Source organism: Erythrobacter sp. WG, from assembly GCF_026586795.1.
Classification (GTDB): Bacteria; Pseudomonadota; Alphaproteobacteria; order Sphingomonadales; family Sphingomonadaceae; genus Erythrobacter.
The window spans coordinates 126911-140528 of sequence record NZ_JAPFGY010000005.1 but is presented as its reverse complement, the minus strand read 5'-3'; the positions used below and the strand labels follow the sequence as shown (position 1 = coordinate 140528).

The window sequence follows — 13618 nt, the reverse complement described above, 5'->3', positions numbered from 1 at the left end:
GGGCAGCGGCGGGGCCGGCGGCGGGGCGCGGCGAGCTCTCGTGCGCGGCGCGAGCGGTTCGGGCTGCTCTGCGGCGGCCGGCACCGGTTCGGAAGCGACAGCAGGCGCTGCCGCAGCAGGTTCCTCGACCCACACCGCGTTGCGCCCCGGAAGTTCGGCGAAGGCGGCAAGATCGAGCTCCAGCGGCGCGCTGCGATCCTCGTGTGCGACAGGTTCCGGCAGGGGATCGATCACGACCGGAGGCAGGCGCTCGGCGTCAACGTCACGGGCAGTAGGCACATTCGCGCGCGGAGCCTCGGCCTCGCCTCCCGCTTCCGCTTCGGCCTCGACGTCGGCCGCAGGTGCCGGCTTGCGCATGAAGCGCGGCATCGCGTGCGCCTCGCGCTCCTCTTCCTCGACGCGCGCCTCGAGATCGGCATCGCGCCACGCGGGGCTCGCAAAGGGCATGGGCTCGATCGGATCGTCGATGCTCTTGCCGCCCAGATCGCGCATCGGATCGATGGGGTTCACCTTGCGGGCAACGACATCGAGGATCGAACCGGGGCGCAACCGTCGGCGCTCTTCGGCCGACCGGAGCATGGCGGGAACGAACAGGGCCATGCCGACCAGCAGTGCCGCCGCCGCCGCGAACACCGGCTGTGCGGGCACGTCGAAGGTCGCGATCAGCGTGCCCTCGACGAAGGCTGCGATCACCGGGGCGGGGACCACCATCACCGCGAGGCCGCCGAGCAATGCGCCCCACAGGCCCAGCGCCGGTGCGAACGCCGGGTGCGCGACAAGCCGCCGCCAGTCCCGCTTCTGAACCTTCTCCTGCTTGCGCTCTTTCTTCGCCTTACGCGCCGATGCCATCGTCGTCTCTTATCCTGCCTGTGCGGCGATGCGCGGGGCACCGCTACCTTGCCTTTCGGCTAGCAGGTGTTGGTAAACATCAAGATAACCGCGCGCGTTCGTCGCCCAGTCGTGGCGGGTGCGCACATGGTTCTGGGCGCGGGCTTTCATCGCCTCCCAGTCCGCGCGGTTGTCCAGCAGCCGTGCGAGCGCGGCGGCGCAAGCCGCCGGATCGTCGGGCGCGAACAGCGTGCCGGTCACGCCGTCCTCGATCAGCTCGCGGTGGCCGCCGACGCTCGAAGCGGCGACGAGGCGGCGCTGGGCCATCGCCTCCAGGGGCTTGAGGGGGGTGACGAGATCGGTCAGCCGCTGCGCCTTCCTCGGATAGGCGAGCACGTCGACGAGCGAATAATACCGCTCGACCGCCTGGTGCGGCACGCGGCCGGTGAAGATCACCGCGTCCGGTTCGGGCAGCGCTGCGGCGGCCGCGCGCCAGGCTTCGTCCATCGGCCCGGCGCCGACCAGCAGCAGCCGCGCCTCGGGATGGGCGGCGCGCAGCAGCGGCATGGCGGCGATCAGGTCGTCGACCCCCTCGTAGGCGTAGAAACTGCCGATGTAGCCGATCACCGGTGCGCCCGCGGGAATGCCGAGTTCGCGCGCGAGCGCATCGTCGCGTGGGCACGGATCGCCGAACAGCGACAGGTCGACCCCGTTGGGCATGACCCTGATGCGCCCCGCCGGGATGCCGCGCGCGGCCAGATCGTCCTTGAGCCCGTGGCAGATCGTGAACAGCGCGTCGGCCGACCGGGCGACCTGGGTCTCGAGCGCGCGGGTCAGGCGGTATTTGAGGTTGCCCTCGGTGCCTGACAGATTGCCGACCGCCGCGTCCTCCCAGAAGGCGCGGATCTCGTAGACGAAGGGCACGCCCAGCGCCCGCGCCGCGCGCTCCGCCGCCGCGCCGCCGAGCGCCGGCGAATGGGCATGGATGATGTCGGGCCGCCACTGGGCCGCGACGCGGTGGATTTCGGCGGCGAGCGCCTCGATCTCGTCCAGCTCGCGCAGCGGCGGCGGACCCGCAGGCACGCCGGGCGTGCGGTGGAAGACGAGGCCGTCCGCCTCCTCGCGCGGCGCTTTCACCGCCGCCTCGAGATTGTGCCGCTGCCCGGTCAGCCCGCGCACCTCCAGCCCGTGCCCCTCCTGCGCCTTCAGAATGGCGCGGGTGCGAAAGGTGTAGCCGCTGTGGAGCGGCAGCGAGTGATCGAGAATGTGGAGAACACGCGTCATGCCAGCGTGCCTATCGCAGCCGTGCTTAACGCCGCGTCAACTGCCGCCGGGGTATCGCCGTAAGTCGCAGCCTTTTCGGAAAGCCGTTCGTCCCGCCATGATCGACCACCTCGCCCTTGCCATCGGACACGGCCTTCTGGCCATCGCCATGCTGCGGCTGGTGATGCGCCCCGCGCTCGACGAGGACCCGCTGATCGGCGCGATCCGCAAGCAGGCGCAAGGCAACCGCAAGGCGACGAGCGCAGCCGGCCGCAGCGCCGCCCGGCGCGCGCGGGCGGACAGCGAAGCGGCGCCGCGCGAGGACGCATGATCGATATCGTCCTCCTCGCCTTCATCGGCTATGTCCTGCTGCTCGGCCTCAGGCGCCCGTTCCTGTGGGTGCTGCTCTATGTCTATATCGACATCCTCGCGCCGCAGCGGATCGGCTATTCGCTGATCGTCAGCCTGCCGGTCTCGCTGATCGCCTTTGCCGCTGCCTTCGGCGGCTGGCTGCTGCTCGATCGCAAGGAAGGCGCGCGCTTCACCTTGCGGCAGGGCCTGATGCTGGCGCTGCTCGGCTATTGCTGGTGGAGCACCGGACGGGCCGATTTCCCGGTCGAGGCGGCGACCAAGTGGGACTGGGTGTGGAAGGCGCTGCTTTTCGCGATCTTCCTGCCCTTCACCCTCACCACCCGCGCGCGGATCGAGGGGCTGGCGACCGTGCTGGTGCTGACGGTGGCGATGATCGTGATCGCAACCGGCCTAAAAGTGGTGACCGGGGGAGGCGGCTATGGCGAGCTCAATTTCTTCGTCGACGACAACAGCGGCATCTACGAAAGTTCAACCCTTGCCACGGTGGCGATCGGGCTGATCCCGATCCTGTGGTGGGCGGTCCGGCACGGAACAATCTTCCCGCGCCACTGGACAGTCACGGTGTTTGCCGCCGCGCTGACCTTTGCCTGCCTGCTGGTTCCGGTCGGCACCGAAGCGCGCACCGGCCTGCTCTGCATCGCTGCGCTGTGTATTCTGATGCTGCGCTATGCCAAGCGGCGGCTGCTGTTCATCTTCGGAGCCGGCGCGCTGGCGCTGGTTGCCCTGCCCTTCCTCCCCCAGAGCTTCTATGATCGTATGGCGACGCTCGGGGCGCCGAGCGGCGATGAAAGCGCTTCCACCCGTGTGGCGGTGTGGCAATGGACCCTCGACTATGTCGCCCAGCGGCCCTTCGGCGGCGGGTTCGACGCCTATCGCTCGAACCGCTTCACCTACACCATGCCCGTCAGGGTCACCGAAGGAAACACCACCAGCGTCACCTATCGCGAGGTCGAGGACAAGGCGCGCGCCTTCCACTCCTCGATCTTCGAGATGCTCGGCGAACAGGGCTGGCCGGGGCTGGCGATGTGGTCGCTCCTGCATCTCGTCGGCCTGTGGCAGATGGAGCGCATCCAGCGCCGCTGGCGCTCGGAAGAGGAGGACGAGGCGACGCGCTGGATCGCCCCCCTCGCCGGCGCCTTGCAGATGGGGGCGGTGATCTATCTCGTCGGCGCGACCTTCCAGGGGATCGCCTATCAGCCGGTGATGCTGATGCTGGTCGGCCTCCAGACCGCGCTCGCCACCTACTGCGCGCGCATCGATTCGGAGCGGCGCGGCCTCGTCCGCAGCGCCGCGCGGCGCGGTGCGGCGAATGCCGCGATACCCGGTGCCGTAGCGGCATAGCCCCCCTCGCTGTCGGCGGCGTTGCGCTCCCCCTTCGCTTGCGCCATGAAGCGGCCCGCAAGGACCGGCGCGGCGGGCACGCGATCCCGCCGGCCGCAACACGGAGGAGGAGCCCCATGACCCCGCAGGAATTGGCCGCCAAGGTCGGCGAGAACATCGGCACCAGCGAATGGGTGGAGATGAGCCAGGAGCGCATCAACCAGTTCGCCGAGGCGACCGGTGACCACCAGTTCATCCACGTCAACGAAGAGATGGCCAAGATGACCCCGTTCGGCGGGACCATCGCCCACGGCTTCCTGACGCTGTCGATGATCCCCTATCTCGGCGCCCAGGGCGGCGCGGCGCGCATCGACGGCGTGAAGATGGGCGTCAACTACGGCGGCAACAAGACCCGCTTCATCGCCCCCGTTCGCGCCGGCAAGCGCATCCGCGGCCACTGGAAGCTCACCGAAATGGTCGAGAAGCGCCCCGGCCAGTGGCAGCAGACCTGCGAGATCACCATCGAGATCGAGGGCGAGGACAAGCCCGCGCTGATCTGCGAGTGGATCACGCAATACTTCGTGTGATTTAGCCTTATCCCCCCTCCCCTCGAGGGGAGGCGCCGGGGGTGGGGACGCGACGTCAGCTCTCCGCCCGATAACCCCCACCCCAACCCCTCCCCTCAAGGGGAGGGGCTTTGACCACAAGGATACCCCATCATGGCACGTGACGCCGTTATCGTCTCCACCGCCCGCACCCCCATCGGCCGCGCCTACAAGGGCGCCTTCAACGCCACCCCCGGGCCGACGCTCGGCGCCCTCTCCCTCGCCCCCGCGATCGAGCGCGCCGGGATCGAAGCCGGCCAGATCGACGATGTGGTGTGGGGCACCGTCCTCACGCAAGGGACGCAGGCCGGCAACATCGCCCGCCAGGTCGCGCTGCGCGCCGGTTGCCCGGTGGGCGTGTCGGGCCAGACCATCGACCGCCAGTGTTCCTCGGGCTTGATGGCGATTGCCACCGCCGCCAAGCAGATCATCGTCGACAACATGGATATCGTCGTGGGCGGCGGGCAGGATTCGATCAGCCTCGTCCAGACCCCCGAGATGCGCGTCTCGCCCGACCGCTCGCTGATCGCGATGCACAAGGACGTCTACATGCCGATGCTCGGCACCGCCGAGACCGTGGCCAAGCGCTACAATATCAGCCGCGAGGCGCAGGACGAATACGCCTACCAGTCGCAGATGCGCACCGCAGCCGCGCAGGCCGAGGGCCGTCTCGATGCCGAGATCGTCCCCGTCACCGTCACCATGAACGTGGTCGACAAGGAGACGAAGGAAGTCTCGCAGAAGGAAGTGACCCTCTCAAAGGATGAAGGCAACCGTCCCGAGACCACGCTCGAAGGCCTCCAGAGCCTCAACCCGGTGATGGGCCCGGGCATGAACATCACCGCGGGCAACGCCTCGCAGCTGTCGGACGGTTCCTCGGCGAGCGTGCTGATGGAAGCCAAGCTTGCCGAACAGCGCGGGCTCCAGCCGCTCGGCCGCTATGTCGGCATGGCGGTCGCGGGCACCGAGCCCGACGAGATGGGCATCGGCCCGGTCTTCGCGATCCCCAAGCTCCTCAAGCAGACGGGTCTCAAGATGGACGACATCGGGCTGTGGGAACTGAACGAGGCCTTCGCGGTGCAGGTGCTCTACTGCCGCGACCAGCTCGGCATTCCCAACGACATCCTCAACGTCAGCGGCGGCTCGATCTCGATCGGCCACCCCTACGGGATGACCGGCGCGCGCTGCACCGGCCACGCGCTGATCGAAGGCAAGCGCCGCGGGGCGAAGTATGTCGTCGTCACCATGTGCGTTGGTGGCGGCATGGGGGCAGCTGGTCTCTTCGAGGTCTTCTGATCGGAACATTCTTTCCGCGTCGGTGCTTGCGTCTCCCGTTCAATGAATGACGGAGACGACACATGGCTACCGACGCGGAAATTCGCAGCAAGTTCTGGAAGGCGCTGAAAAGCGACATGACGATGTTCCTCGGCATGGCCGAGGGAGAGGACGGCCACGCCCGTCCGATGACCGCGCAGCTTGAAGAAGAGCTGTATGACGGCGGTGAATACAAGGGCCCGGTGTGGTTCTTCACCTCGACCGAAAACCACCTTTACCGCGCGATCCAGCAGCAGGAACTGGGCGGCAAGGGCCCGCGCGCGATGGCGCACTTCGCCAGCAAGGGGCATGACGTCTGGGCGACGGTCCACGGCGGCCTGTCCACCACCCGTGACCGCGCCACCATCGACCGGCTCTGGAACCGCTTCGTCGCCGCCTGGTACGAAGGCAAGGACGATCCCAAGATCGCCCTCATCCGGCTCGACCCGGAGGACGCCGAAATCTGGATCGACGCCTCCTCGCTGGTGGCGGGGATCAAGATGCTGATCGGCATCGACCCGAAGAAGGATTACCAGGACAAGGTCGCCGAGGTGCGGCTCTAGGCATTTGCCGGGCCGCCGCCCCGCCCATCTGCGGGAGGGGCGGCGGCGCCAGTTTCAGCGCAGCGACACCACGTTGTCGGTCGCCTCGCGCACGCGGGTGCCGTTGAAGAGGCTCATCATCGGCTCGTCCTGCACGGTCACTTGCCTAGCGTTGCCATAGCCGTTGAAGCCGGTCTTCATCGCCGCGCCGTAAGCGCCGAGCATCCCGATCTCGATATAGTCACCCGCCTGGATGTCCGCCGGGAGCCGGAACGGGCCCTTCATGTAATCGGCATCGTCGCAGGTGGGGCCGTAGAACGAGAAATCCTCGTCCTCCTCGATGAGATCGTCCTCGAGCGCACGCACCGGGAAGCGCCACGCGACGTGGGCCGCATCGTAGAGGGCGCCGTAGGCACCGTCGTTGATGTAGAGCTCCTCAGCCCGGCGCTTGTTCACCTGCACGATCATCGAGGAATACTCGGCCGACAGCGCCCGGCCGGGTTCGCACCACAGCTCGGCGTTGTAGGCAATCGGCAGCGCCTCGAAGTGGCGGGCGATGATCGCGAAGTAATCCTCCATCGGCGGCGGCTCGAGCCCGGGATAGGCGCTCGGGAAGCCCCCGCCGACATCGATCATGTCGATGACCACCGACGCCTCTGCAATGGCCGCACGGGTGCGGTCGAGCGCCTGAACGAAGGCAAACGGGGTCATTGCCTGGCTGCCGACATGGAAGCACACGCCCAGCCAGTCGCAATGCTGGCGGGCCTGCTGGAGCAGCTGGGGCGCCTCGATGAGGTCGCAGCCGAACTTGGAAGCCAGCGACAGCTCCGAATACTCCGAGGACACGCGCAGCCGCACGCACAGGCGCAGGTCACGCGGGGCCTCGCCCGTCGCGGGGTCGGTGCAGGCGTCGATGATCTTCTCCAGCTCCTCGACAGTGTCGAGGCTGAAGGTGCGCACACCGTGCTCGAAATAGGCTTCGCGGATCGCCGCCGGGGTCTTCACCGGGTGCATGAAGCACAGCACCGCATCCGGCAGGATGCCGCGCACCAGCCGCACCTCGGTGATCGAGGCGACGTCATAGTGGGTGACACCGGCGCTCCACAGCACCTCGATCAGATCGGGCGCGGGGTTGGCCTTGACCGCATAGAGCACCTTGCCCGGAAACTTCTCGACGAAGAAACGGGCGGCGCGCCGCGCGGCGTGCGGGCGGTTGAGAATGACGGGTTCGTCCGGACGAAGGTCGCGGACTACAGCGCGTGCGTCAGGATAGATGTGCAACTCAAGGGACCCCCAAAACGGCTCTGTTGAACCATAAAACGACAAGCTGCCTTGCGGTTTGGAAGTCCCCTTGGGGCAGCGGAAGCGCGCAGATAGGGCCTGGGGGGGCAGATGCAAGCGAAAAATGCGCCGCCGCCGGCCGTCATGTTACTTTTTGAAGACACACCCGCAAAGACGACCGGATTGTGACGGAAGTCCGCCGTTTTCGCCGGATCAGAAGGCGATCTTCGGCGCCTGGTCGACGGTCCCCTGCTCGCTCGCATCGAGGCGGTGGAAATCGGCCTCGGCGAATCCGAGCGCGCCGGCGAAGAGCACTGCCGGGAAGGATTCGCGCGCCGCGTTGAAGCGGGCGACCGCGGCGTTGAGGGCGCGGCGGGCGGCGGCGAGCTTGTCCTCGACATCGGCAAGCTCGCCCTGAAGCGACTGGAAGTTGGCCGAGGCCTTGAGCTCCGGATAGGCCTCGCCCAGCGCCAGCAGCCGGTCGAGCGCGCCGCGCAGCTGCTGCTCGTCACCCGAGGACAGCGATCCGCTCGCCGCGGCATTGCGCGCGGCAATCACCGCCTGAAGCGTCTCGCCCTCGTGCGCGGCATAGCCCTTCACCGTCTCGACGAGGTTGGGGATGAGATCGTGCCGCTGGCGCAGCTGCGCGTCGATATCGGCGACCCCCTGCCGCACGCCCTGCCTCAGCCCCACCAGCCGGTTGTAGATGCCGATGACGACGACCAGCACCAGCGCGACCACCGCCAGCGCAATCCCGAGAACCAGATCCATGCGTCAATCCCCTTGCAAGTCGCCCCAACTGTGCTGACACAGGTTAAGAAACCTGCGGGGAGCGGCAATGTCCAGCGATATCGACCGGCTGATGGCATCGGGCCTCGAGGGATGGCTCGCCGGGCAGGCCTCGATGCGCGAGGGAGCCCGGTCGAAAGCGGCATGGCGGGCGGTGTGGAGCGCGGTGGTGCTGCTGCCGCTGCTTGCCTTCCTGTGGTTCGCCCCGCCGGTGCCGGCGGGGGCTGCGGGGGTGGTCACCTTCCTGGGCCTGTTCGCGGCGGTGTGGCTGGTGCTGAAGCCGATCCTCGATGCGAGCCACGCAATCAAGGTCGGCATCAATTCCGCGATCGCCGCAAGCTACGGCCTTGCCTTCGATGCCAGGGCCGAGCCGGGCGGCGAGTTCCAGGCGGCGCGCACCTATGGCCTCGTGCCGAGCTTCGACCGCTCGCGCTTCGAGGACCTGTGGCACGGCACGCTCGAAGGCCATTCTTTCGCGCTCTACGAGGCCTGTCTCGAGGAGGAGCGCGGATCGGGCAAGAACCGCACCTATGTGACGGTGTTCCGCGGCCCGGTGATCCGCATGGGTTTCGGCCGTCCGTTCCGCTCCACCACCCTGCTCCAGCGGGCGGGCAAGCACCGCGGCTGGCTGGGGCTCGGCGGGGCGCGCGACCATGTCAGCTTCGACGGCCACCGGCTCGACCGCGTCGATCAGGTCCACCCCGCCTTTGCCGATGTCTTCGCGCTCTATTCCGACGATCAGGTGGAGGCGCGCGTGCTGGTCCACCCCGCCTATGTCGAGCACCTCCTCGCGCTCGAGAGCGCCTTCGATGCCAAGGAGCTGCGCGCGCTGTTCACCGACGGCGAGGTGGTGCTGGTGCTGGAGACCGGCGCGCTGTTCGAGAGCGGCGGCATGAGCGCCGCGAGCGACCGCGAGCGCGCCGCCAGGGCCGCCGCCCAGTTCGGCGCGCTGGCCGATCTGGCGCTGGCGATCAACCAGACCGCGCGCGGGCGGGCGGTGCGCGACCGCCCGCCCCCCGCCGACGCGCTCTAGCTCAGCCGGTCGCGGAAATCCTCGTAGGAGAAGCGCTTGACGCATTCGAGCGCGTCGGTCTCGCTGTCCCACAGCCAGATCGACGGCAGCGGCACGCCGTTGAAGGTGTTGGTCTTGACCATCGAATAGTGCGCCTGATCGAGGAAGGCGAAGCGCGCGCCCGGCTCGGCCGCGACCGGCAGGCGGTAGTCGCCGATCACGTCGCCCGCGAGGCACGAAGGCCCGCCGAGGCGGATCGGGATCAGGTCCTCGTCCGCCAGCTCGCCGAGCATCGCCGGACGGTAGGGCGCCTCGAGCACGTCGGGCATATGGCAGGTCGCCGAGATATCGGTGATCCCCACCGGCATGGCGTTGAAATGCGTGTCGAGCAGCGTGCCCACGAGAATGCCCGCATCGAGCGCCACCGCCTCGCCGGGTTCGAGGATAATCTCGCAGCCGGTGTCGGCGGCGGCGTCCTTGAGGAACTCCACCAGCTCCTCGCGCTGGTAATCGGCGCGGGTGATGTGGTGCCCGCCGCCCATGTTGATCCAACGGAGCTGGTCGAAATAGGGTTCGATCGCGTCGAACACCCGGTCCCAAGTCTGTTGCAGGGGCACGAAGTCCTGCTCGCACAGGTTGTGGAAGTGGATGCCCTCGATCCCCTCCATGTGCTCGCTCGTCAGCTGGTCGAGCGGGAAGCCGAGGCGCGAGCCGGGGGCGGAGGGATCGTACTTGTCGACCTCGCCGGTCGGCACCTGCGGATTGACGCGCAGGCCCACGCTGAAGCTCGCGCCCGAAGCGGCCGCGTGGTCGAGGATCAGCCGCGCGCGCTGGAACTGGAAAGGCGAATTGAAGATGATGTGGCCCGAAAGGCGGCAGATCTCTTCCAGATCCTCGGGCTTGAAGGCCGCGCAATAGGTCGCGATCTCGCCATCGTAGAACTCGCTGGCGAGGCGCGCTTCCCACAGGCCGGACGTGGCAACGCCGTCGAGATATTCGCCGATGATCGGCGCGGCCGACCACATCGAGAAGGCCTTGAGGGCGGCAAAGATGCGGATCTCCCCGCCATCCGCCGCCGCCGCATCGCGCACCGCCGCGAGCGTGCGGCAATTGGCGCGCAGCTTGGCCGCGTCGACCACGAAGGCGGGGCTGTCGACGCGCGACAGGTCGAAATGGGCGAAGGCCCCGGGATCACCGGCCTTGGTCTGCATCAGCCGAAAGGACTCCTGAAGATCATGAACGCGCCCCCCGCGATGAGGGCGAAGCCGACAAGCTGGCTCGGGCCCGGCGTCTGGCCGAACAGCACCCAGGCCACAAGCACGAAGGCAGCGAGAGATAGGACTTCCTGGATGGTCTTCAACTCGGCGAGCGACCAGTGCGCGATGCCGATGCGGTTGGCGGGGACGGCAAGGCAGTATTCGAAAAGCGCGATCCCCCAGGCAAGGCCGATCGCCGCCAGCATGCCCAGCGAAGGCTGCTTGAGGTGCCAGTACCACGCGACATTCATCACGATGGCCGACACGGCGAGCAGAAGGACCGGCAGGAAGGCTGGACCGACGGCCATCACTTCGCCTCAGCCGGGAGCCTGACGCGCACCACCCGTCCGCCCGGCACATCGGTGACATAGACGTGCCCGTCCGGCCCGATGGCAAGATCGTGGCCGAGGCTCGCGTCCTCGCCCCGCAGGCCGACATCCCAGGACGCCTCGAGCGTGCCGTCCGCCGCATAGACCCGGAGGATCGCGCCCTTGCGATCGGTCCCGTCGCGCCCTTCGACCGCGAGCAGGCGGCCGGCGCCCAGCGGCTTCAGGCTGTAGGTGTGATTGCCGGCCGGGCTCTTGCGTTCGGCGATCAGGTTGCCCGCGTGATCATAGACCATGATCCGCGCGTTCTCGCGGTCGGCGAGGTAGATGCGCGTGTCATCCGCCGCGACCGCATGGGCGACCCTGAAGTCGCCCCAATCGCGGATGAAGCTGCCGTCGGGCGCGAACTCGGCGAGCCGGGTGTTCACGTAGCCGTCGGCGACCAGCACCCGGTCGCCGAGGAAGGCGACGTCGGCAGGGCGGCCGAAATGGCCCGCGTCCTGCCGCGTCACGCCCTTCTCGCCCAGCACCAACTCCTGCTGGCCTTGGGGCGAGAAGCGGAACACCTGTTCCAGAGCGACATCGGTGATCCACACCTTGCCTTGGGGGTCGATCGAGAGGCCGTGCGGCATGACGAACACCCCTGCCCCCCACTGCGCGATGAGCTTGCCCTCGGGCGAGAACTTGAAGACCGTGGGCTCGGCAATGGGCGTGTCCGGGAACGGTTCCTCCCACACGCGCCCGGCGCGGTGGAGCACCCAGATGTTGCCTTGCGCATCGACATCGACCGCGCTCACCTCCCCGAACTTCGCGCCTGCCGGGATGGCGGGCCAGCCCGCATCGACAGGCAAGGTCGGCACCTCCTCGCGCGGCGAAGGGGAAATGTCGCAGGCAGCGACCGCCAGCAGAGCGAGAACGGCAATCGCCGTGGGGGCGTAACGCGATAGTGGCATTGGCACCTTTGTTTCACGCAGAGACCGCAGAGGAGCAGAGACCGCAGAGAAGATCAGTCTGGCCGGTAATCGTTCACGACCCGCTTGATGCCGTCCATCATGGTCACCGCCGAAAAATTGAGAAGCAGCCCTACGGGCTGTTTGGTGAGGCGCAGCTAAGTCGTCAATTGGCGCAGGTGGATCTTGGCCAGCTGGTCGACCGACTTTATCTCGAGGATCAGCCGTCGCTCGACCAAAATGTCGATCTTGAACGCCGCGCCGAAGGCGTGGCCATCGAACTCGATGGGGACGGGCACCTGCCGCCCGGCCCGAAGTCCGCGCCGTTCCAGACGTCCTGCCAACACCGTTTCGTAGACCGTTTCGAAAAGCCCCGGACCAAGCTCATCGAAGACCGCAGACGAGACAGCATCAATGTTCATCGCCCATCCCCTCTGCGGTCTCTGCTCCTCTGCGGTCTCTGCGTGAACCAAAATCTTCTCAGAAATCCACCGGCCCGGCCAATTCCTCGACCGTCCACGGCAGGCCGTGTTCGTTGAGCATCGCCATGAAGGGATCGGGATCGAGCTGTTCGATGTTGAACACGCCCTCGCCTTGCCATTCGCCCTTCACCATCATGGCAGCGCCGATCATGGCGGGGACGCCCGTGGTGTAGCTGACCGCCTGGTTGCCGGTCTCCTCATAGGCGGCTTCGTGCGAGCAGATGTTCTTGATGTAGAACGTCTTCTCGCCGCTGCCGTCCAAGGCCTCGCCGGTCGCGATCACGCCGATATTGGTGTTGCCCTTGGTGGTCTCGCCCAGCGTTTCGGGCTTGGGCAGCACGGCGGCGAGGAATTGCAGGGGGATGATGTCGCGGCCCTGATAGCGAACCGGCTCGATGCTCGTCATGCCGACGTTCTGGAGCACGGTCAGATGCGTGATGTACTGATCGCCGAAGGTCATCCAGAAGCGCGCGCGCTCCAATTCGGGGACGAACTTCGCGAGGCTTTCCAGCTCCTCATGATACATCAGGTACATGTTCTTGGGGCCGACCGCCTCGAAATCGAAGCCGACCTTGGTGGACATGGCGGGCGTCTCGACCCACGCGCCGTTCTCCCAGTGACGCGCAGGCGCAGTCACTTCGCGGATGTTGATTTCCGGGTTGAAGTTGGTCGCGAAATGCTGGCCGTGGTCGCCGCCATTGCAATCGAGAATGTCGAGCTGGCGGATGGTCTTCAGCTTGTGCTTCTTGAGCCACATGGTGAACACCGAAGTCACGCCCGGGTCGAAGCCCGAACCGAGCAGCGCCATCAGCCCTGCGTCCTTGTAACGCTCGTGATAGGCCCACTGCCACTTGTATTCGAACTTGGCCTCGTCCTTGGGCTCGTAATTGGCGGTGTCGAGGTAATCGACGCCCGCCTCAAGGCAGGCGTCCATGATCGGCAGGTCCTGGTAGGGCAGCGCGAGGTTGACCACGAGGCCCGCGCCGGTCTTGCGGATCAGGCCCACCATCGCGGGCACTTCCTCGGCGTCGATCTCGTAGGTCGCGATGTCGCGCCCGGTGCGCTCCTTCACCGAGGCGGCGATCGCGTCGCATTTCGACTTGGTGCGGCTGGCGAGGTGGATTTCGGGAAAGATCTCGGGATTGAACGCCATCTTGTGGACGCACACCGAACTCACCCCGCCCGCACCGATGACGAGGACCGTCTTGTTTTCGGGGCTGGATTGGGCTGCGGGCATGATAGGAACCTTTCGTGAAGCGATGCGAATCTTGCGCGCTG

Annotated in this window: 14 protein-coding genes and 1 pseudogene; 6 read left to right on the top strand and 9 right to left on the bottom strand. The window is 67.2% G+C overall.

Annotation, left to right across the window (positions count from 1 at the left end; all coding sequences use genetic code 11):
- Positions 1-849, bottom strand: a pseudogene (locus OPU67_RS04380) (hypothetical protein); the annotation flags it as partial.
- 9 nt (positions 850-858) lie between these two features.
- Positions 859-2112, bottom strand: coding sequence for a TIGR04063 family PEP-CTERM/XrtA system glycosyltransferase (locus OPU67_RS04375; RefSeq protein WP_267617841.1), 1254 nt, complete (start codon positions 2110-2112; stop codon positions 859-861).
- Positions 2113-2209: 97 nt separating this feature from the next.
- Here OPU67_RS04375 and OPU67_RS04370 point away from each other — a divergent pair, with 97 nt between their 5' ends.
- The 5 genes from OPU67_RS04370 to OPU67_RS04350 all read left to right on the top strand — a co-directional run bounded on the left by OPU67_RS04370 (position 2210) and on the right by OPU67_RS04350 (position 6265).
- On the top strand, positions 2210-2422 hold the full coding sequence (locus tag OPU67_RS04370; protein WP_267617840.1) for a hypothetical protein: 213 nt from the start codon (positions 2210-2212) through the stop codon (positions 2420-2422).
- On the top strand, positions 2419-3804 hold the full coding sequence (locus OPU67_RS04365) for a DUF5935 domain-containing protein (protein WP_267617839.1): 1386 nt from the start codon (positions 2419-2421) through the stop codon (positions 3802-3804). Before OPU67_RS04370 ends, OPU67_RS04365 begins: the two co-directional genes overlap by 4 nt.
- Positions 3805-3920: 116 nt before the next feature.
- Positions 3921-4370, top strand: a complete 450-nt coding sequence (locus OPU67_RS04360; protein ID WP_267617838.1) for a MaoC family dehydratase — start codon at positions 3921-3923, stop codon at positions 4368-4370.
- Between the two features lie 132 nt (positions 4371-4502).
- Positions 4503-5684, top strand: coding sequence for an acetyl-CoA C-acyltransferase (locus tag OPU67_RS04355; RefSeq protein WP_267617837.1), 1182 nt, complete (start codon positions 4503-4505; stop codon positions 5682-5684).
- Between the two features lie 62 nt (positions 5685-5746).
- On the top strand, positions 5747-6265 hold the full coding sequence (locus tag OPU67_RS04350; RefSeq protein ID WP_267617835.1) for a pyridoxamine 5'-phosphate oxidase family protein: 519 nt from the start codon (positions 5747-5749) through the stop codon (positions 6263-6265).
- A 54-nt stretch (positions 6266-6319) separates the two neighbouring features.
- On the opposite strand, the gene OPU67_RS04345 is transcribed toward OPU67_RS04350, so the two are convergent.
- Positions 6320-7525 (bottom strand): type III PLP-dependent enzyme, encoded by a 1206-nt coding sequence (locus tag OPU67_RS04345; protein WP_267617834.1) that lies wholly within the window; start codon positions 7523-7525, stop codon positions 6320-6322.
- Positions 7526-7738: 213 nt separating this feature from the next.
- Positions 7739-8296 carry a LemA family protein gene (locus OPU67_RS04340; protein ID WP_267617833.1) on the bottom strand — a complete coding sequence of 186 codons (558 nt, stop codon included), beginning with the start codon at positions 8294-8296 and terminating at the stop codon, positions 7739-7741.
- A 67-nt stretch (positions 8297-8363) separates the two neighbouring features.
- Here OPU67_RS04340 and OPU67_RS04335 point away from each other — a divergent pair, with 67 nt between their 5' ends.
- Positions 8364-9347: a DUF3137 domain-containing protein gene (locus tag OPU67_RS04335; protein ID WP_267617832.1), complete on the top strand. Its 984-nt coding sequence runs from the start codon at positions 8364-8366 to the stop codon at positions 9345-9347.
- Here the strand turns inward: OPU67_RS04335 and OPU67_RS04330 are convergent.
- The 5 genes from OPU67_RS04330 to OPU67_RS04310 all read right to left on the bottom strand — a co-directional run bounded on the left by OPU67_RS04330 (position 9344) and on the right by OPU67_RS04310 (position 13577).
- Complete coding sequence (locus tag OPU67_RS04330; RefSeq protein ID WP_267617831.1) at positions 9344-10537, bottom strand: carboxynorspermidine decarboxylase; 1194 nt, start codon at positions 10535-10537, stop codon at positions 9344-9346. The two genes, OPU67_RS04335 and OPU67_RS04330, sit on opposite strands and share 4 nt — an antisense overlap.
- Entirely contained in the window at positions 10537-10890 is a 354-nt protein-coding gene (locus OPU67_RS04325; RefSeq protein ID WP_267617829.1) for a DMT family protein, read from the bottom strand. The genes OPU67_RS04330 and OPU67_RS04325 overlap by 1 nt, the downstream gene beginning before the upstream one ends.
- Positions 10890-11861: a peptidyl-alpha-hydroxyglycine alpha-amidating lyase family protein gene (locus OPU67_RS04320; RefSeq protein WP_267617828.1), complete on the bottom strand. Its 972-nt coding sequence runs from the start codon at positions 11859-11861 to the stop codon at positions 10890-10892. Before OPU67_RS04320 ends, OPU67_RS04325 begins: the two co-directional genes overlap by 1 nt.
- A 155-nt stretch (positions 11862-12016) precedes the next feature.
- Complete coding sequence (locus OPU67_RS04315) at positions 12017-12280, bottom strand: GxxExxY protein (protein ID WP_324255338.1); 264 nt, start codon at positions 12278-12280, stop codon at positions 12017-12019.
- 58 nt (positions 12281-12338) lie between these two features.
- Positions 12339-13577, bottom strand: a complete 1239-nt coding sequence (locus tag OPU67_RS04310) for a saccharopine dehydrogenase family protein (RefSeq protein ID WP_267617825.1) — start codon at positions 13575-13577, stop codon at positions 12339-12341.
- Positions 13578-13618: the final 41 nt, after the last annotated feature.